This is a genomic window from Enterococcus sp. OL5 (assembly GCF_006491895.1).
Lineage (GTDB): Bacteria > Bacillota > Bacilli > Lactobacillales > Enterococcaceae > Enterococcus_D > Enterococcus_D innesii.
On record NZ_VHIL01000009.1, the window covers coordinates 37276 to 56048 of the forward strand.

Here is an 18773-nt window from a genome sequence, read left to right on the forward strand (position 1 = left end):
TTTTACCATTATAAAATTTATATTTCAAATTATGAGCATTCAAATTGATTTTTGAACAATGTATTTGTTATGATAGCTTCATCACAAGTGAATTTTTCACAATGGGGGAGTATTCTTTGAAAGATCATCAAATTCCAAAGGCAACAGCGAAGCGATTGCCTTTATATTATCGTTACTTGCGTATTTTGCACCAAGCAGGCAAATTAAAAGTTTCTTCGACCGAACTAAGTGAAGCTGTTCAAGTTGATAGTGCGACGATCCGCCGCGACTTTTCCTACTTTGGTGAATTAGGAAAACGCGGCTACGGCTATGATGTTGAAAGCTTGATGCAGTTCTTTGCGAAGACATTGAACGAAGACCACATGACGAATGTAGCTTTAGTCGGTGTCGGAAACTTGGGGAGCGCCTTGTTGAAATACAAATTTCACCAAAGCAACAGCATTCGGATCAGTGCCGCATTTGATGTCAACGAAGATCTAGTTGGTCGAATCGTAGATGGTGTGCCGGTCTATCCAATGGATGACATGAAGGAACAAGTGAAGATCCAACAGATCGATGTGGCTATTTTGACGGTTCCCGCACAACATTCACAAGATTTAGTGAACGAGCTTGTGAAAGCTGGCATTAAAGGAATCTTGAACTTTACACCTGCACGGATCACTGCACCAAAAGGCGTGCTGATTCAAAACGTTGACTTAACCAATGAATTGCAAACATTGATTTATTTCTTGCATTCAGGCAACGTCTTGTCACATGAAGAACCAGTAGAAGAACCATCACTAAGCGAATAATCGCATCACATAAATAGGAACCAGAAAAACAGCTGCCAGATCGTAGTATATACAAGGATCTGACAGCTGTTTTTTGCTTTCATTCACTGAACTTACTCGTCTAACTGGTCAAAAAGTGATTCGTAGGAATCTTGCTCTTCAACGCTTGTGAGTGCTTCTTGATACCGCAAGATTTGTTGAGTCAAACGTGTGAAATCGATGATGCGGGCTTCGCGATGCACTTCTTTCCCATTTGCGAACAAGAGGACGACGGGAACCGTCAAGACCGAAAATAAACTGACTGCTTCTGGCTCTGCCAGCGTGTTGATGGTAAATAGTGGGAGTTGTTGGGTTTGTGCCAGTGTTTGGATGCGTGGTTTGTCCGCAACACAAATACTGCAATTTGGTTGAGAGAGATAGAGTAGTGCCAACGGATGTTGGGCGAGCCTCTCTTGGATCGGTTGATTTTTTTGCATAAGTCATTCCTCCATGGAAAATGTACGCTGTTCTTGAGGAAAAGTCAAAATATCTGCTAGTTGCTGATCATTTAGGTGAACAAGAAGGATTTAAAGATAAGGAAAATCTAAAGCAACGATTAAAAAAACAGACTGCTTTAAAAAAAACGTTGTATAAAAAAAGGAAAAAACGTATAGTAATTCCAGCGTTTCGAATTTATTGATAAAGAAGGTTAAAGTTATGTTTCAGGCATTACCGAATTCTGTCCTGCAAATGAGTGTTATTTTTTTATCTATCGTCATTGAAGCCTTGCCCTTTGTCCTATTGGGCTGCTTGATATCAGGTGCTTTACAAGTCTTCTTGACGCCAGAAAGAGTCACGAGACTCTTACCAAAAAACAAATTGGCATCGATCACAGTTGGTTGTGGTCTGGGGGTCTTTTTTCCTTCCTGCGAATGCGGGATCGTACCGATCGTCAATCAGTTCGTAAAAAAAAGACGTGCCAGTGTACACGGCGTTTGCCTTTATGCTGACTGCGCCGATCATCAATCCTATCGTGATTTTTTCTACATTCATTGCCTTTGGAAATTCCGCGAAGTTCGCCTTTTTGCGTGTACTGGGCAGCTTATTGGTCGCAATGGTCGTGGGGATCTGGCTGGCGTATTTTAACAAACAAGAGGTCTTAAAAACACGGCTTGCCAATCAATTAAGTGGCGGGAATGAGCAGTCAGTTCATTCACACCATCATGGGCATGATCACGCCCATCATCAAACAGAAAAGACCAGTCATCCGCTCCTTCGGCAGATTCGTCATTTGCTGCAGCATAGTTTGGATGAGTTTTTCGATACTGGGCGTTATTTGATCATTGGTGCGTTGATCGCCTCAGCGATGCAGACCTATCTGCCAACTGGCTTGATGCTGACATTAGGTTCCACGAAGCTGCTAGCGGTCTTTGTCATGCTGCTGTTAGCATTAACGTTATCCCTATGTTCCGAAGCAGATGCCTTTATCGGCTCTTCGTTGTTGAGTTTATTCGGCACTGGACCAGTCGTCGGTTTCCTGGTTTTTGGTCCAATGGTAGATATTAAAAACTTGTTGATGATGAAGCGGTACTTTTCGGGGCGTTTTATCGCTTCTTTAGTTGGTTTAGTCGCAATCGTCGTTTCAATTTATGCATGGGTGGTGTAAAGAATGGTTCGTTTTTTGATCTTATCAGGCTATTTTGAATTGATGATGTATTTGCAAGTGACGGGTAAACTCAATCAGTTTATCAACATTCATTATCGCTATCTCGCTATTTTATCTATGATCATTTCTTTATTGTTGGCTTTGGTCCAGCTGTACTTTTGGGTCAAACAAGAGCCCGAGCATCATCATGACGACGAGCACCAGCATGGATTAGAGAAAAAACACCAACGAGTGATTGCGTATTTTCTATTAGCCTTACCGATCATCGTGGGTTTCTTTTTCCCCACCGTTAGCTTGGATACGACGATCGTTGAAGCAAAAGGGTTTAATTTCCCCCTAAGTGAAGAATCTGTAGGGGATCCAGAAATGACGACCCAATATCTGAAACCCGATACAAGTCTTTATTTTAACAAAGAAGATTATGACACTCAGATGGATGCCGCATTGGCACGTTACGCCAAAGATGAGACGATTGCGGTAACGGAAGAAAATTACTTGGAAGTCATGGAGTTGATCTATACGTACCCGAGTGAATTCATTGGTAAGAAAATCACCTATGATGGATTTGTGTACCATGCAGATCAAGATGATGCCAATGAAATCTTTTTGTTTCGTTTTGGCATTATCCATTGTGTGGCTGATTCAGGCGTTTTTGGCTTGCGAGTGGAATTACCTCAACAAACAACGGCAGAAAATAACCAGTGGCTCCACGTGGAAGGGACGATCCAATCGAAGTACTATCAACCCTTCAAACGGGACTTGCCGATGGTGGTAGCAGACCAAGAGAAGACGATTGAAGCACCAGAAAATCAGTATGTCTATCGCGCTTTCTAGCTTTTTTTAAGAAAGTTCATAAAAACATCATAAACCTTTGTTATAATGGAGAAAATCTAAGCATATGTTTGTAGTTTTATCAAACGTTTAGTACAATATAGTAGGAACATATGCTAAAATCTATACAAAAGAGAGGTGTCGTGAAATGGGTTTTACAGATGAAACAGTTCGCTTTGATTTTGATGATAGCCGTAAAAAAGAAGTCAGCGAAACATTAGCTATCGTCTACCGAGCATTAGAGGAAAAAGGATACAATCCGATCAATCAAATCGTCGGTTATCTCCTTTCTGGCGACCCGGCTTACATTCCTCGTTATCGGGATGCCCGGAATTTGATTCGTCGTCACGAACGGGATGAGATCATGGAAGTTCTGATCCGTTATTATTTAGGCAATCACGGGATCAACCTATAATGAGAATCATGGGATTGGATGTTGGTTCGCGGACAGTCGGCGTGGCGGTCAGTGACCCAATGGGCTGGACAGCACAAGGGATTGAGATCATTCGCATCAATGAAGATGAAGGCAATTTCGGTTATGATCGACTTGCTGAATTGGTGAAAGAATATGAAGTCTCACGTTTTGTGGTAGGACTACCTAAAAATATGAATAATACGATCGGACCTAGAGCGGAAGCTTCTATGGCTTACGGCGCAGCGATCGAACAGCAATTCGGTTTGCCGGTCGTTTACCAAGACGAACGTCTGACGACCGTTCAAGCAGAACGAATGCTGGTAGAACAGGCGAATACATCGCGTGCCAAACGAAAAAAAGTGATTGATAAATTAGCAGCAGTAATGATTTTGCAGAATTATTTAGATGGTGCTGGGAAACAGCTGTTTTAATTTACAGAAAAGAGGAAAATAAATGTCAGAACATACACACGATCATAACCACGATCACGATCATGAAGGACATGAACACATTACTTTAATCGATGATCAAGGAAATGAAACCTTATACGAAATTCTATTAACGGTTGACGGTACGGAAGAATTCGGCCGCAACTACGTCTTGCTTTATCCAGCAGGCGTACCAGAAGAAGAAGACGTTGAATTACAAGCGTACGCTTATATTGAAAACGAAGACGGTTCTGAAGGTGAATTAGAACAGATCGAAACAGAAGCAGAATGGGATATGATTGAAGAAGTCTTCAACACATTCATGGCGGAAGAAGAAGAGTAATAAGCTGCAAGTGCTGACCCTTTCCATAAGGGATCAGCACTTTTTTTGATTTAACGACTGTTTATTTTAGAAGCATGTCTGCTTTTTTGAAAGGAATGAGAAAAATGAGTAACGTAACGATATTCGAGCTTGAAAAGATCGCAGAAGAGCAGCTAGTTTTTGCGGTGATCATCAGCAAGTATCAAGAAAAGCTCGTCTATGTCAAACACAAAGAACGAGACACATTAGAAATACCCGGAGGTAAGCGAGAACTAGGAGAAAGCATCACAGCGTGTGCCGCCCGTGAATTAAAAGAAGAAACAGGCGCCAAGCACTTTACTCTAGAACCGTTATTTATCTATGGTGTAGAAAAAAACGGGGAGACTGATTACGGCTTGGTGTTCGAAGCCCAGATCACAGCCTTACAGGATGAATTGACCTCAGAGATCGAAGCAATCTATGTAATGGCAGAGCCGCCTACCAGCTGGACATATCCAACGATTCAGCCGTTGTTATTGGCAGAATATGTTAAACGAGCAAAATAATAATTCAGCCAGCTCAATGGAGGGCTGTCTTGAGTGGGAAAGTAAAAGAAGCCTATTTGACAGAGTGAGCGAATGAGTTGCGTGATCCTGCAATCAGGGGTAGGATGAAAATGTAAACGTTATCTTATTGGAGAGTAGGGAAAGGCATGGAAAAAATTTATCAAGCAAGTACCGCAGAAGGAGCAATCGATTTTATCAATATGCGCGATTTGGAGATCGCGGCAGAGGAAGTGATTCCTAAAGGTGGGTATGGCTATATCAGCAGTGGTGCGGGGGATATTTTTACCTATCAAGAAAATGAACGCGCCTTCAATCACAAATTGATCATTCCTCATGTCTTAAAGGACATTGAATTACCGGACACAACGTTGTCCTTTGGCGGCGATACGTTGTCAGCGCCAATCATTATGGCGCCTGTTGCCGCCCACGGCTTAGCAAATGTTGCGGCAGAACAAGCGTCAGCCAAAGGTGTTTCACGTTTTGGCACGATCTATACGGCGAGTTCGTATGCCTCTTGTACGTTGGAAGAAATCCGAGCAGCTGGTGGCCAAGAAGCGCCGCAGTGGTTCCAATTTTATATGAGTAAAGACGATGGCATCAATAAAGACATCTTGGCGATGGCAAAACGCAATGGCGCCAAAGCGATCGTTTTGACCGCAGATGCAACTGTTGGGGGCAATCGAGAAACGGATCGCCGCAATGGCTTCACCTTTCCGTTGGCAATGCCGATCGTTCAGGCCTATCAATCAGGGATCGGACAAACGATGGATGCCGTTTACGGCTCCTCAAAACAAAAATTAAGTCCCCAGGATGTCGCTTTTATCGCCAAAGAATCTGACTTGCCAGTTTATGTCAAAGGGGTGCAATCAGAAGAAGATGTGGAACGAGCTTTAGGGGCAGGTGCACAAGGGATTTGGGTCTCAAATCACGGGGGACGCCAATTGGATGGTGGTCCAGCTTCCTTTGATTCCTTACAGATCGTGGCTGAAGCAGTGGCAGGTCGGGCGCCGATCGTCTTTGATAGCGGTGTACGGCGTGGACAGCATGTCTTTAAAGCGATCGCTTGCGGAGCAGATCTAGTGGCGATCGGCCGCCCAGTGATCTATGGGTTGGCTCTAGGTGGTGCTACCGGTGTTCAACAAGTCTTTGATTTCTTCAAAAAAGAATTGGAGATGGTCATGCAGCTTGCGGGGACGCAAACGGTGGCAGATATCAAAAAAGCCGTTTTACGGGACAATCGTTATTTATAAGCAATCCCTCAAAAAGCACTCGAGTCGTTGACTCAGGTGCTTTTTCAATGATCCTTTCTGATCCTGAAGAGCAGAGGAAACAGTTCTTTTCGCCGTAAAAAGTGTATATGATTTTGAAACAATTGCAAAATCCGCTACACTTAAAAGAGACCAATAAACTAAAGGAGAGAGATTGATGATTCCAAAAATTATTCATTATTGCTGGTTTGGCGGCAATCCATTAGGTGAACAAGAAAAGAAATACATGGATACCTGGAAAAAATATTGTCCGGATTATGAGATCAAACGTTGGGATGAATCAACGATCGACCTTTCAAAATTCGGTCCTTATCTAAAAGAGGCCTATGACCAAGAAGAATGGGCATTTGTGTCAGATGTGGTTCGTTTGTATGCGTTAGTGACAGAAGGCGGTATTTATATGGATACCGATATCGAGGTGGTCAAACCTTTAGATGAGCTCTTGACACTGGAGGCATTTATGGGCTTTGAGATCGAAACCAAGATTTCTACTGGGATCATTGGGGCGGTGCCGCATCATCCCTTTATGGAAGAATGGTACCACGATTACGATGACCGAAAATTTGTCCGGGCAGAAAAAACGGAAGATGTCGTCACCAATGTGATCCGAGTGACGGAACTGCTGCAAAACCACGGATTAGAATTGAATAATCAACGACAAACCGTTAAGGGCGTAGAAATCTTCCCGCAAATGACGTTTTCACCAAAAAGCTATATCACTGGTGAGGTCGAGGAAGATCCGAGTACGATGGTGATCCATCAGTTTTCTGGTTCTTGGTTATAAAAGAGTAAGTCTCGAAAAGGATGGACAGCGGAAAAAGCTGTCGGTCCTTTTTGCTTTTGCAAGGGATGATGGAGATGTGATAGAATAGCTTGAAAAAATGAGGAGGCGTTTTGATGGCTATCAAACGATGTACTTTGGCAGATTTAGAAGAATTGGGAGAAATCAGCGTATCCACCTATTACGATACATTTGCTCCTTTCAATACGGAGGAAAATACCCGCATCTATCTAGAAGAAGCCTACAATCTGCCGAAACTGACCCGAGAGTTAGAAAATCCGCAATCGGCGTTTTATTTTTTGCAAGAAAATGATCAAACCGTAGGGTATATCAAACTTAACTGGGGGGAGGCGCAGACGGAAGCGATCGCCCCAGAGGGGTTGGAAATTGAACGAATCTATATCAAAAAAGAACATAAGCGCAGAGGCTATGGCAAAACACTGCTGCTGTTTGCTCAAGAGACCGCCAAAGAGCTGCAGAAAAAGTCGATCTGGTTAGGCGTTTGGGAATTTAACGACAATGCGTTGGCTTTTTATCAAACGATGGGCTTTGAAAGAGTTGGTAGTCATTCCTTTTTTATGGGGGATGATGAGCAGACGGATTTCTTGATGCTGAAAGAACTTTGAAATCTGCTTTTATGAGGAATTAGAAATTACTTCATTTTTTTGCAATCAAGTATAGTTAAAGGGATTGATGAAAAAAGAACGATTGGTGAAAACCATCGCTAAGGAGAGCAATTGTAAATGGAAAAACAGAGAAACGAAAGTATTTTGTCACGTTTTTTTAAAGGCGTGGTGATTGCCTTGGGCTTTATCTTGCCTGGTGTTTCAGGAGGCGTATTGGCAGCCATCTTAGGCATTTATGAGCGGATGCTGCGCTTTATGGCACATCTGACGAAGAATTTTAAAGAGAATTTCCTCTTTTTCCTACCAGTAGGGATTGGGGGAATCGTAGGGATCGGTCTTTTATCGAAGCCATTAGAGTGGCTGCTGCAAAATTATCAAATCATCGTTTTGTGGGGCTTTGCGGGGGCAATTATTGGGACATTACCGGCACTTGCCAAAGAATCGACTTTAAAAAGCAAACGAACAACCGGTGATTTGATTTGGTTCTTCGGCAGTATGGTCATCGGCTTCTTGTTCCTCTATTTTATGGGCGATATCTTAGGAACGATCCCTGCCAATTTCATAGGTTTTGTGATCGCCGGCGGTCTGATCGCGTTAGGTGTTTTGGTTCCCGGCTTGAGTCCTTCAAACCTTTTGCTCGTTCTGGGCCTTTATGATCCGATGTTGAAAGGCTTTAAGAGCTTTGACATCATGGGTGTCTTTCTACCGATCGCCATTGGCGGTTTGGCAGTGATGCTGTTGTTTTCGAAATTGATGGAGTGGCTATTGACCCATTATCATTCAAAAGTCTATCACTTCATTTTAGGGATCGTTATTGCCTCAACGGGTTTGATCGTGATTCCTCCTGTGGCAAACTATAGCGGCTTTACTTGGATAACGGCCGTCATCGGAATTATCTTGTTTGTCTTGGGGGCTTGGTTAGGTCTTTGGATGAGCAAGCTGGAAGAAAAATACAAGTAAATCAAAACGGCACATCGTTTGGCGATGTGCCGTTTTTGTTAGGCAATGATGAGGGCAGCTAAGAAGAAGCGCTGGTCGACAGCTGGTAGTAAAAAGATGGGAACATTTGAGAACGATATGATACAGGTTTGGAAACTGTTCTATTTTTGTTGAAAGATTTCCTAGTGTTTGGTATATTGTAGTCTATATAAAGAAGAATTTTTCATGTGTTACAGTTTAGATAATTGTTTGAGGTTTTGAGAAAAAGGAGGGACAAGCATGCGAGATGCGACCTATTGGGCGGAACAATTGCGGCAAGGACAAATTAGCTTTGCCGAGCGGGTGCTGATGATCGAAGAAAAAGTCAATCAACAAAATCCGCTTTTGAATGCGCTTGTAACATTTGATCCGCAAGCAGCGATCCAGCATTACGAGCAGCATCTTCAAAAAACGGTTTTTGGTGGACAACCCATGCCATTAAAAATACTCGGCCAAACCAAAGCAGGGTGGCCAGCAACGTCAGGAGCCAAACTGTTTGCAAAAGCACGAGCCAGCCGCACGGCTCACTTTGTTTCTCGTTTAGAAGAGGTGGGCTTTGTGCCGTTAGGGCAAACCAATGCACCAGAATTTGGATTCAAAAATATCACTGATCCAACATTGTATGGGCCTACACGTAATCCGTGGAATCCTGCCTATTCAGCTGGTGGTTCCAGTGGTGGTGCGGCAGCGGCAGTGGCTTCGGGGATGTTTCCGATTGCGGGTGCCAGTGATGGCGGCGGATCGATCCGCATTCCAGCATCCTTTAGCGGATTGATTGGTTTGAAGCCAACCCGTGGCACGATGCCAGTGGGTCCTAGTGAGTGGCGCAGCTGGCAAGGCGCTTCCATCAACTTTGCGTTGACGCTTTCTATGCGTGATACGGAACAGTTGTTTTATGCGTTGCGAACGTCACAGCCGACTGCCCCTTATCAGGCACCGCAAGTAGAATGGCATCATCAGCAAGCGAGTCAAAAACCGCGGTTGAAGGTTGCTTTTACTACCGCATCGCCGACCGGTGGCCAAGTGTCTGAAACTGCCATCCAAGCAGTCCGAAGTGCAGCCGCATTTTTAGAAAAGCAGGGGCACGAAGTCGTTGAAGTGGGCTATCCAGTGGATGGTCAGCAAATGATGACCACCTATTACGCCATGAATGGCGGCGAAACAGCTGCGATGTTTGCTGAAATCAATGCTGCTCGTCAAGAACCGGTCAGACGGGAAGAGATGGAATTGATGACCTGGGCACTTTACCAATATGGCAAAAAACTGCCTGCCGCCGATTACGTCCTTGCCTTGCAGTGGTGGGATCAGCTGGCAGAAAAAATGGAAGAAGTCTTTTCGACCTATGATCTCTTTTTAACACCGACGACGGCTTTTCCAGCCCCTTTGATTGAGGAAGACTTACAAAGCGATAGCATTCGCCAAAGACTGCATGAGATCGAGACGCTTGGAAAAAGTGCTGCGGGTGAGTTGATCGAAGAAATGTTTGCCAAGAGCTATGCTCTGACACCGTACACTCAATTAGCCAATTTAACCGGGCAGCCAGCCATCAGCTTGCCAACTGCTCTTAGTGAGGAAGGGTTGCCGCTAGGGATCCAATTTATGGCGTCTAAAGGCAGAGAAGATCTACTTTTCCAAGTCGGCTATTTATTTGAAACACAGCAACGATTTCTGTTGCCAAAACAAGGAAACTAAGAGGAGGATATTATGAAACAAGTTAGAAAAGGGAAAATCGTTGCAATGGTTGGCTTTTTAGGTTTATTTGCGGGAGTCTTGTTAAGTGCCTGCAGCAAGCCAACGGAAGAAGACACCAGTTTAAGCAAGGTGGAAGAAGCCAAAACATTGGTTGTTGCTACTTCGGGAACCTTGTATCCATCGTCTTACTATAACGATGAAAATGAATTAGTGGGCTATGATGTCGATGTGGCAAAAGAAGTCGCCAAACGATTAGGCGTAGAGATCACATTTAAAGAGTACAATGTCGATGGACAAGTTTCTTCTTTAACACGTGGAGAAGCCGATTTTGCTGCCAACGATTTTGGTTTGACGGATGAACGAGCGGAAAAATTCAGTCTCTCAACGCCTATCAAATACTCGTTCGATAGTATGATCGTGCGTAAAAGTGATGACTCTGGGATTGCTTCTTTAGAAGATTTGGATGGCAAAAAAGCTGCTGGTGAACCGAATACCAGCTACATGCGCTTAGCCGAATCTTATGGGGCAGAATTAGTGACTTACGACAACGCAACGAATGATCAGTATTTGACAGATGTTGCGAATGGTCGAACGGATGTGATCTTGAATGATTACTATTTACAAAAATGGCAGTCGCTGCTTTGCCAGATATCCCTGTGAAAATTTTAGAAGATGTTTACTTTAATCCGAATGAAACGGGCTTCTTATTTGTGAAAGATCATAAAGCATTGCAGGAAAAAGTGGATGCTGTTTTAGCAGAAATGAAAGAAGACGGCCGTTTAAAAGAACTTGCGGAAACGTATTTTCAAACCGATATTTCAGTAAAATCTGATCAAGCGGTTCAAACGGTTGAAACAGACTAATGTATATTCCAACCCTTGATTTGCCGTTGATGTGGGACTCATTGCCCTATTTGCTGTCGGGCTTGTCCTATACGGTCGGCATTGCTGTCGTTTCGTTTCTAGGTGGCAACCTCTTAGGGATCATGCTCACCTTCTTAGGGATGTTGGAAAACCCCATCATTAGAGGGTTCGTGCGGGGCTACCTCTCATTTCTAAGAGGCGTCCCAGCGCTGGTCTTGTTGTTCCTACTGTATTTTGGCTTGCCTTATCAATTGTCGGCGCTTAGTGCTGCGATCATCTGTTTTACATTGACCAGCAGCGCATTTATCGGGGAAATCTACCGAGGATCAATTGCTGGTGTGGATCGTGGGCAATTTGATGCTGCCTATGCGTTAGGGTTATCCTTTACGAAAACGATGCGTCTGATTATTTTGCCGCAAGCCTTTCGTATTTCTGTACCGGCATTGAGTAATGTGGCAATGGATTTGTTGAAAGGGACGTCCTTGGCAGCAATGATCACGATTCCTGATATTTTTCAAAAAGCCAAGATCGTTGGTGGACGAACCTTTGATTACATGTCCATGTATGTGCTAGTTGCCATCATCTATTGGCTGTTGTGCATTTTGATTGAAGCCGGGCAAAAGCGATTAGAACAACATTTTTCAAAACGCTTTGCCGCTAATGAGACCGTAAGACAATAAAAAAAGAGCCGAGGCTCTTCAGCTGCTGTCAATGTTTCCTTGCGAGACATTGACAGCAGTTTTTTCTTTAGGTAACGAAGCAGCACCACAAGTTAGCCAGAGAAAAAAGTCAGAATAGTACCGTTTACTCTGGGCGATTTTTTACAAATTCAATAAAGGTAATGATTTCAGATAGTTGATATTCAGTAAAGTCTTCGTTGATTCTTGAAGCCACACGAATCTGTTTCATAGAGAGGGCTTCCAAATCATTCGGACGTCCATGTAAATAATCGAGACTGACATTGAAGTAATCAGCAAGTTCTTTTTGGATCTCAATATCGGGCATCCGATTGCCTTGCTCATATGAAGCATAGGTTGTTTTGGCGATTCCTAAATATTTTGCCATTTTTGCTTGTGTTAAACCAGATCGCGTTTTCCGCAACTGTCTTAAACGATCTTTAAACATGAAATCCCCTCCACAAAATTATTCTACTATGACACGATAGAAGCAGAAAGAAATTAATGTTTTATATCACTAATAGAGTTTTATTACATTTACAAAGTACTCGTTATGTAATACTATTTATATGTGGAAGGATTACTACTTGTAAGAATCAGCAGGTAGTGAATCGTTCTCAAGGATTTTTTTAGCACGAAGGAGGGTAGAAGAAAGAAACAGATACACCAAAATGGAAGCGTTTCATAGAAGGAGGAAGCGAAATGAAAAAAGTATTGATAATTTGTGCAGCGGGCATGTCTTCATCGTTGATCGCTAAAAAAGGAACAAGCTTTTTAACAACAGAAGGGTGGTCAGTGAGGATCGATGCCATCTCTGCTTCAGAGGGGATCGCTACGATCGCTAAGGACAAGTACGATTTATATCTAGTCAGTCCGCAAACGAAAATGCATTTTGCCAATTTAAAGAAAAGCGCCGAAAAATACGGCAAACCAATCGTGAATATTCCCCCGCAAGCATATATTCCGATACCGATCGGGATCGAGAAATTAGCACAGCTAGTCAAAGAAAGCATTGCATTAGAAAAAAGTGCGAAATAAATGGAGGTAGGCTATGGATAGTGAAAAAATTCAAGAAATATCCTTTGAACTTATTTTAGCAAGCGGTGATGCCCGCACGATGATTCATCAAGCCTTTGAACAGATGCGAATCAGCAGTTGTCAAGAAGCGCAAGAGTTGTTGGACACAGCCAATGATTCATTAGTCAAAGCCCACCGCATCCAGTCAAAAATGCTGCAAGAATATGCTTCAGGGACTTCATTTACCTGTGATATCTTGTTGATCCATGCACAAGATCATTTGATGACAACCATGACCCTCAGAGAAGTTGCACTAGAAATGCTAGGGATTTATCAAAAGATGAATCGCCTTGAAGAAGCGATCCAATGCTGGAGTGCAGATGGCGAGTAAGCAAGCAAAAGTCGCGCAAAGAGATGCATCGCAAAAACTGACGAAGAAAAATCTCTATTTTCAACGTCTGTTACTTTTGCGGTACTTAGTTGCATTCTTTTTCTTTTTTAACCTATATTGGTTGTTGGCTGCTTCTTTGGCAGGGCAATGGCTGCGTGTGGTTCCACTGAGCCTGTTGCTGTTTTCAATGGGACCGGTCAGTGAATTTATTCGCTTATATGGACACCACGCAACCATCGACCCCAAGCAACTCTTTTTTACAACTTGGTATTTACGCCTTCAAACGGGGACAATGATCATTCTTTTTTTATTGACATTTTTTGGAGTGACAGAAGTTATTTTCCCCTATTTTACCTCGCAAAGTACGGAGTATGTTCGCATAGTTCTCTGGATAAGTGGCGTCTTTGCTTGGAGTGGTGTCAGAAAATTGAAGAAAATTTTTCGCAATAAAGATAAACATTGGCAATGGATACGCGAATTTGAAGAGATAGAAAGAAAGGGTGATTGAATTGACAGAATCGAACAATAAACTATTTCAACTTTTGGAAAAAGCAGTAATGGGTCCGATGGGAAAGATTTCTCAATATAAAATCGTTCGTAGCATCATGGCGGCAGGGATGGCATCGATTCCTTTTACGATCGTAGGCTCAATGTTTTTAGTATTCAACATTTTACCAATCACGTTTCCGTTTTTAGCTGACTTTTTTGAAGCGACTTTTTTGAATTTCAGTGATTTGTATATGTTAGCAAATAGTACAACCATGGGGTTATTGGCATTATATTTTTGTATCGTTCTGGGCTATGAGTATTCCAAGATCATTCAAGTCGAGGAGAATCTCGACCTGACGCCGATCAATGGGGCATTGTTAGGTGTTTTTGCTACATTAATGTCGATTCCTCAGCTTGTTTTTGACGGCGGAAAAATGACAAGGATTAATGATGTGGAAGAAGGGCTGATCAATGGCTGGTTGATTGGTGCCGATGGAGTCGCACGTCTAGGAACTGTTGGTATTTTCACCGGTATCGTGATGGCAGTCGTTGCTGTTCAGTTGTATCGTCTCTGTGTAAAAAACAACTGGGTCATCAAAATGCCCGAAGAAGTGCCTGAAGGTGTGGCTCGTAGTTTTACGGCACTGATACCAGCCTTTGTAGTGGCAGTCGTGGTTCTGACCATCAATGGGATTTTAGTTGTTTTGGGGACGGATATTTTTCAACTAGTGGCAATTCCGTTTGGGTTTGTTACCCACCTTACGGATAGTTGGTTGGGAATCATGGTGATTTACTTCCTCGCGCATGCCTTGTGGTTGGTAGGGATTCATGGATTCAATATCATTAGTCCACTGATCACCCCGATCATGTTAGCTAATTTAGCTGCCAATGTTGAAGGAGCGAGTTTCCCGTTAGCAGGCCAATTTACCAACGGGTACGTGACGTTAGGTGGTTCGGGAGCAACCCTTGGTTTTACCTTATTTATGATCTACATTGCTAAATCGAAACAGATGAAAGTATTAGGAAGAGCTGCCATCGTCCCGTCGATTTTCAATATCAATGAACCGATTATTTTCGGGGTGCCAATCATCTATAATCCTTATTTAGCAATTCCTTTCTTGTTAGCACCGATGGCATCCGCCACGATCGCGTATTTTGCCACAAGGATGGAATTGATTCGTCCCATGATCGCCAATATTCCTTTCCCAACACCCGTTGGACTTGGTGGCTTTATTGGCACCGGTGGAGACTGGCGTGCAGGTGTCGTTGCCATTGTCTGTGCAGTTGTTTCTTTCTTGATCTATTTTCCATTTGCGAAGTTTTATGACACAAAATTGCTGAAAGAAGAACAAGAAGCTGCATAAAACGAGCAGTTGGGAAAAAATCAAGTATCTACATTATCCCTATAAGAAAAAAACAGTTGTCCCTTTGCAGTTGAGGGGATAACTGTTTTTGCGATGTCCCTTCTTTTTCATGGTAAAATAAAGAAAAGCAAATCGAGGAGGGTCTTTTATGAAGTATGAATGGCGCAAACTAGAAAAAGAGCTTTATCTTCCCAAAAAACCAACAGTGATCGAGGTGCCAACGTATCAATTTATTAGTTTGAGCGGCAGCGGCAATCCGAATCGTCCTGAATTTAGCGAAGAGATCGCCGCTTTATATACGATTTCTTATTCACTCAGGATGGGATTGAAAAAAGGGGCTTTTGGCAATGAACCCTTTGAATACACGGTCTTTCCTTTGGAAGGCGTATGGACCTCGCTGACAAAGCCAGACGGTGCCGTCAACAAAGAAGAATTGATCTACAAAATCATGATTCGCCAACCAGAGCCCGTTACGGAAACACTGTTTCAAGAACAGCTCTTGGCAGTCAAAGAGAAGAAAGACAATCCAAATCTAGAAAAGCTCATCTTTGAGCGCTATGAAGAAGGATTGTGTCTGCAAGCGATGCATACAGGCTCTTTTGACACTGAAGCGGAAACCTTTGCGCAAATGAAGGAGCTGTTAAAACAAGAACAGTTAGTGATCCGTCCAACGATGGACACGTTCCAGCATCGAGAAATCTATTTGTCTGATCCGCGAAAAGTTTCACCAGATAAAGCCAAAACCGTCCTGCGATGGGCAGTAGAAGCAGAGGGTGGGATTCAGTGAATAAAAACTATTTAAGCATCGACATCGGTGGCACGAAAATCAAATCGGCTGTCATTGATCGCTCGGGGAATATTCTGACACGAGGACGGATGGATACGCCAAAAAATCTTGCGGAATTTTTGACGGGGATTGAAACGATCGTTGAGGACGTCCATGGAAGCATTCGGGGCATTGCGGTTAGTACCCCAGGAAAAGTCAACCCAGAGACAGGGACGATCTCGTTTGGCGGGGCATTGCCTTTTTTAGATGGGGTCTCCTTAAAACAGCTGCTGGCAAAGTATCAAGTGCCGCTTGCTGTGACCAACGATGGCAAGGCAGCCGCATTAGCTGAATGGTGGCTAGGAAACCTTAAAGGGATTAAAAATGGGGCTGCCATAACATTAGGTACTGGTTTGGGCGGTGGCGTAATCGTTGAGGGAAAACTGATCCAAGGTGCACATTTTCAAGCCGGGGAGTTAAGTTTTCTACTAAATGCCACTAAGAGAAGCGATGCTCCAGAAAACGCTGAGCAACCAGCTAATCAGGGATTGACCCTGCAGCAATTGGCAGGTTTTAGCGGTTCAGCGGTCGCCATGATTCGCCGTAGCGCCCAACTGCTAGGCTTAGCTGATCTTGCGGATGGTGAAGCAGTTTTTGACGCGATCAATCAAAAAGAGCCACAGGTCTGGGCGCTGTTTACAGCGTATTGCCGAGAAATCGCGTGTGTCATACTCAATGTTCAAGCCGTGATTGACTTAGAGCGCTTCGTGATTGGTGGTGGCATCAGTGCCCAAGCCATCGTGGTGGAAGAAATCGACCGTCAGTATCAGCAACTGCTGGCTAGTTTACCGATTTTGCAGCAGACCTTGACGAAGCCGGAAATCCAAGCCTGCAAATTTCAAAATGACGCCAATTTATTAGGGGCGCTCTATCATTTCTTTTTGGAACATGAGCTGAAATAAAATAGACAAAAAAACTGCCGCGAACCAACGATTCGCGACAGTTTTTTAGGCTTTTTTCTTGGTGTCTTTGTCTTCGTCACCTAGGTAATCTTTGCTAGTGAAGGCACTGTGGAAGTATTTGCCCTCTTGACCGTAATAGCGGTTATAGCGCTGCTTGAATTTGCGGAACACGTAAACGACAAGAACTTTTAGCAGACAATAAATTGGGATCCCGAAAATCACCCCAACGATCCCCATCAAATCACCCATCACTAATAAAACAACCAGAATCGTAATAGGATGAATTTTTAATCGGTCACCCATCACACGGGGCACGACTAAATCCCCATGAAGCAACTGTACAGCAAACCAAGCAATCAAAAATTTAACCAACATCCCGGTGGAGTCTTGTGCGGCAATGAAAAGTCCTGGGAAAAAGACGATAAAAGGACCAATATAGGGGATGATGCAAAGCAGACCAGCGGCGATCGCCAGAATACTGGCATACTCTAAGCCAATCAATAGGAAAACGACCCAATAGATCGCCCCTAAAATCAAGGAAGAAATGATTTGTCCTTTCAAAAAGGCACCGACTTGTATGTCAGAGATCTTGACGATTTCATTAAAGTCTTTGCGAAAACGCGGTGGCACTAATGAGAGGACCGAAAAATAAAACTTGTTGGGGTTGCGCAATAAGAAAAAGGCAATGATCGGTCCAGTGAATAAAGCAATGAACAAGGTCGAAATCGTTGAAAACAAACTGCTGAGCCCAGCAGCACCAGTTTCCCAATAGTCCCCAATAAAACTCATGATGTTGTTGGTGATATTTTGCAATGTGTCTGTAATTTGTGCCATCTCATCTTGAAACGGGGTATTTTCTAAAAAGGCGGTCGCGTTTTTCTCAAAGTCACTGACCAAACTCGGTAAACTGTTGATCAGATCGGTGGTTTGCTGCTCCAAAATCGGGTAAAGCTGGAAACCAGCAAAGACGATCAACAAAAGAATCAAAAGATAGATCCCAGCAATCGAAACACTGCGGGGAATTTTTTCGATTCCAATTTATCGACCACCGGGTTAAACAGATAGTAAAGGATCAGCCCAAATAAAAAGGGTGGGATAATAGCTGTAAGTATGGCTGAAAAGGGTGTAAATAAAAAAGAAATCTGATTTAGCAAAAAGACAGCAACTGCCGACAAGATAATCAGTCCTAAGACATAATAGCTTGTTTTGCCGCCTAAAAAGTGGATCAATCGGTTATTTTTCATAATAAGCCTCGCTTTCTTAGCTACATTATAACGAAAGACCTCTATTCTGTAAAAAAACAACGTATCTTTCGAAAAAACACTGTCGCGCTTTTAGAATCCTCTTTACTGAAAGAAGCTCTTCCATAAGGAGTTGTCTGGTGAAACTCTTCTTATAAAGCAGGCCAAAAATGCTCCCGTGTTTACAACACAGGAGCGAAAAGAATTATTTGCGCACTGTTGTCAAGGTACAGCGACCAACGGCAGTTTTTAACCCGCTAGCTAACCAAATAGTGGCTTGCCAAGTTTGGATACGGGCGCCGATGCGATCAGGACTAGCTTCTACGATCAGGGTTCCTTCTTGGGCGGCGGCTAGATGGTTGACTTGTAGGTCAATGCCGGCGGCGAAGGCTTCTTCTTGAGCCAAAGCTTGATTGGCACCGATGCTGCAGGCAGTCTCGATCAAAACGCCGTTAATGCCACCGTGAACGAGACCAAAAGGCTGTTTGTGCTGTTCTTTGATGGGCATTCGTAAACGAACAAAATCGGCTGTTGCTGCTTCTACTTCGATTTCTAAAGCTTCTAGTAAGTTCATTTTTTGCTCCTTTTTCTAAGAAAGTTACCATGATTATAGCACGAGTTTTGGTAGAAATAGCCGAAGTTCTAAGAAAGACAGCAACAGGTGGAGAAGTCTTAAGAAATTCCCTTAAACAAAGCAATTTC

The 18773-nt window shown here is 43.3% G+C and carries 22 protein-coding genes and 3 pseudogenes; 21 read left to right on the forward strand and 4 right to left on the reverse strand.

What is annotated here, in order from left to right; translation table 11 throughout:
- The first annotated feature begins 116 nt into the window (after nucleotides 1–116).
- A complete protein-coding gene (locus FJU10_RS11325; protein ID WP_005228549.1) occupies nucleotides 117–791 on the forward strand; it encodes a redox-sensing transcriptional repressor Rex in 675 nt (224 codons plus the stop codon).
- 92 nt (nucleotides 792–883) lie between these two features.
- On the opposite strand, the gene FJU10_RS11330 is transcribed toward FJU10_RS11325, so the two are convergent.
- A complete protein-coding gene (locus FJU10_RS11330) occupies nucleotides 884–1246 on the reverse strand; it encodes a thioredoxin family protein (protein WP_140965972.1) in 363 nt (120 codons plus the stop codon).
- A gap of 253 nt (nucleotides 1247–1499) precedes the next feature.
- Between FJU10_RS11330 and FJU10_RS19845 the strand changes: the two are divergent.
- The 14 genes and pseudogenes from FJU10_RS19845 to FJU10_RS11400 form a co-directional block, all read left to right on the forward strand.
- Nucleotides 1500–1655: pseudogene (locus FJU10_RS19845) on the forward strand (permease); the annotation flags it as partial.
- 97 nt (nucleotides 1656–1752) lie between these two features.
- Nucleotides 1753–2415, forward strand: a complete 663-nt coding sequence (locus FJU10_RS11340; RefSeq protein WP_411268840.1) for a permease — start codon at nucleotides 1753–1755, stop codon at nucleotides 2413–2415.
- 3 nt (nucleotides 2416–2418) lie between these two features.
- Nucleotides 2419–3249, forward strand: coding sequence for a TIGR03943 family putative permease subunit (locus tag FJU10_RS11345; protein WP_086291879.1), 831 nt, complete (start codon nucleotides 2419–2421; stop codon nucleotides 3247–3249).
- Between the two features lie 145 nt (nucleotides 3250–3394).
- Nucleotides 3395–3661, forward strand: coding sequence for an IreB family regulatory phosphoprotein (locus FJU10_RS11350; RefSeq protein ID WP_005228556.1), 267 nt, complete (start codon nucleotides 3395–3397; stop codon nucleotides 3659–3661).
- Nucleotides 3661–4092: a Holliday junction resolvase RuvX gene (gene ruvX / locus FJU10_RS11355; protein WP_005234242.1), complete on the forward strand. Its 432-nt coding sequence runs from the start codon at nucleotides 3661–3663 to the stop codon at nucleotides 4090–4092. The genes FJU10_RS11350 and ruvX overlap by 1 nt, the downstream gene beginning before the upstream one ends.
- 22 nt (nucleotides 4093–4114) lie before the next feature.
- A complete protein-coding gene (locus tag FJU10_RS11360; RefSeq protein ID WP_005228559.1) occupies nucleotides 4115–4432 on the forward strand; it encodes a DUF1292 domain-containing protein in 318 nt (105 codons plus the stop codon).
- Between the two features lie 104 nt (nucleotides 4433–4536).
- The gene (locus tag FJU10_RS11365) at nucleotides 4537–4956 is read left to right on the forward strand and encodes an NUDIX hydrolase (protein ID WP_189372312.1); all 420 of its coding nucleotides are present in this window, start codon (nucleotides 4537–4539) and stop codon (nucleotides 4954–4956) included.
- 146 nt (nucleotides 4957–5102) lie between these two features.
- Entirely contained in the window at nucleotides 5103–6206 is a 1104-nt protein-coding gene (locus FJU10_RS11370) for an alpha-hydroxy-acid oxidizing protein (RefSeq protein WP_010749842.1), read from the forward strand.
- Nucleotides 6207–6381: 175 nt separating this feature from the next.
- A complete protein-coding gene (locus FJU10_RS11375; RefSeq protein WP_010749841.1) occupies nucleotides 6382–7008 on the forward strand; it encodes a glycosyltransferase family 32 protein in 627 nt (208 codons plus the stop codon).
- Nucleotides 7009–7121: 113 nt separating this feature from the next.
- Nucleotides 7122–7631 (forward strand): GNAT family N-acetyltransferase, encoded by a 510-nt coding sequence (locus tag FJU10_RS11380; RefSeq protein ID WP_077451848.1) that lies wholly within the window; start codon nucleotides 7122–7124, stop codon nucleotides 7629–7631.
- Nucleotides 7632–7748: 117 nt separating this feature from the next.
- The gene (locus FJU10_RS11385; protein WP_077451846.1) at nucleotides 7749–8591 is read left to right on the forward strand and encodes a DUF368 domain-containing protein; all 843 of its coding nucleotides are present in this window, start codon (nucleotides 7749–7751) and stop codon (nucleotides 8589–8591) included.
- Nucleotides 8592–8849: 258 nt separating this feature from the next.
- Complete coding sequence (locus tag FJU10_RS11390) at nucleotides 8850–10301, forward strand: amidase (protein WP_140965974.1); 1452 nt, start codon at nucleotides 8850–8852, stop codon at nucleotides 10299–10301.
- 12 nt (nucleotides 10302–10313) lie between these two features.
- A pseudogene (locus tag FJU10_RS11395) lies at nucleotides 10314–11164 on the forward strand (transporter substrate-binding domain-containing protein).
- Entirely contained in the window at nucleotides 11164–11844 is a 681-nt protein-coding gene (locus tag FJU10_RS11400; protein WP_081117527.1) for an amino acid ABC transporter permease, read from the forward strand. The pseudogene FJU10_RS11395 and the gene FJU10_RS11400 overlap by 1 nt, the downstream one beginning before the upstream one ends.
- A gap of 124 nt (nucleotides 11845–11968) precedes the next feature.
- On the opposite strand, the gene FJU10_RS11405 is transcribed toward FJU10_RS11400, so the two are convergent.
- Entirely contained in the window at nucleotides 11969–12289 is a 321-nt protein-coding gene (locus FJU10_RS11405) for a helix-turn-helix domain-containing protein (protein ID WP_081117526.1), read from the reverse strand.
- A gap of 254 nt (nucleotides 12290–12543) precedes the next feature.
- Between FJU10_RS11405 and FJU10_RS11410 the strand changes: the two genes are divergently transcribed.
- The 6 genes from FJU10_RS11410 (at nucleotide 12544) to FJU10_RS11435 (ending at nucleotide 16830) form a co-directional block, all read left to right on the forward strand.
- A complete protein-coding gene (locus tag FJU10_RS11410) occupies nucleotides 12544–12879 on the forward strand; it encodes a PTS cellobiose transporter subunit IIB (protein ID WP_140965975.1) in 336 nt (111 codons plus the stop codon).
- A gap of 13 nt (nucleotides 12880–12892) precedes the next feature.
- A complete protein-coding gene (locus FJU10_RS11415) occupies nucleotides 12893–13249 on the forward strand; it encodes a PTS lactose/cellobiose transporter subunit IIA (RefSeq protein ID WP_140965976.1) in 357 nt (118 codons plus the stop codon).
- Nucleotides 13239–13757 carry a hypothetical protein gene (locus tag FJU10_RS11420; protein ID WP_086291885.1) on the forward strand — a complete coding sequence of 173 codons (519 nt, stop codon included), beginning with the start codon at nucleotides 13239–13241 and terminating at the stop codon, nucleotides 13755–13757. The genes FJU10_RS11415 and FJU10_RS11420 overlap by 11 nt, the downstream gene beginning before the upstream one ends.
- Nucleotides 13750–15102 (forward strand): PTS cellobiose transporter subunit IIC, encoded by a 1353-nt coding sequence (gene celB / locus FJU10_RS11425; RefSeq protein WP_086291886.1) that lies wholly within the window; start codon nucleotides 13750–13752, stop codon nucleotides 15100–15102. The genes FJU10_RS11420 and celB overlap by 8 nt, the downstream gene beginning before the upstream one ends.
- A gap of 148 nt (nucleotides 15103–15250) precedes the next feature.
- Nucleotides 15251–15889 carry a GyrI-like domain-containing protein gene (locus FJU10_RS11430; protein ID WP_081117521.1) on the forward strand — a complete coding sequence of 213 codons (639 nt, stop codon included), beginning with the start codon at nucleotides 15251–15253 and terminating at the stop codon, nucleotides 15887–15889.
- Nucleotides 15886–16830: an ROK family protein gene (locus FJU10_RS11435; protein WP_096741572.1), complete on the forward strand. Its 945-nt coding sequence runs from the start codon at nucleotides 15886–15888 to the stop codon at nucleotides 16828–16830. Before FJU10_RS11430 ends, FJU10_RS11435 begins: the two co-directional genes overlap by 4 nt.
- Nucleotides 16831–16875: 45 nt before the next feature.
- Here FJU10_RS11435 and FJU10_RS11440 read toward each other — a convergent pair.
- Together FJU10_RS11440 and FJU10_RS11445 are read right to left on the reverse strand one after the other, a co-directional pair.
- Nucleotides 16876–18074: pseudogene (locus FJU10_RS11440) on the reverse strand (AI-2E family transporter).
- 202 nt (nucleotides 18075–18276) lie between these two features.
- Nucleotides 18277–18645: a PaaI family thioesterase gene (locus FJU10_RS11445; RefSeq protein WP_016612672.1), complete on the reverse strand. Its 369-nt coding sequence runs from the start codon at nucleotides 18643–18645 to the stop codon at nucleotides 18277–18279.
- Nucleotides 18646–18773: the final 128 nt, after the last annotated feature.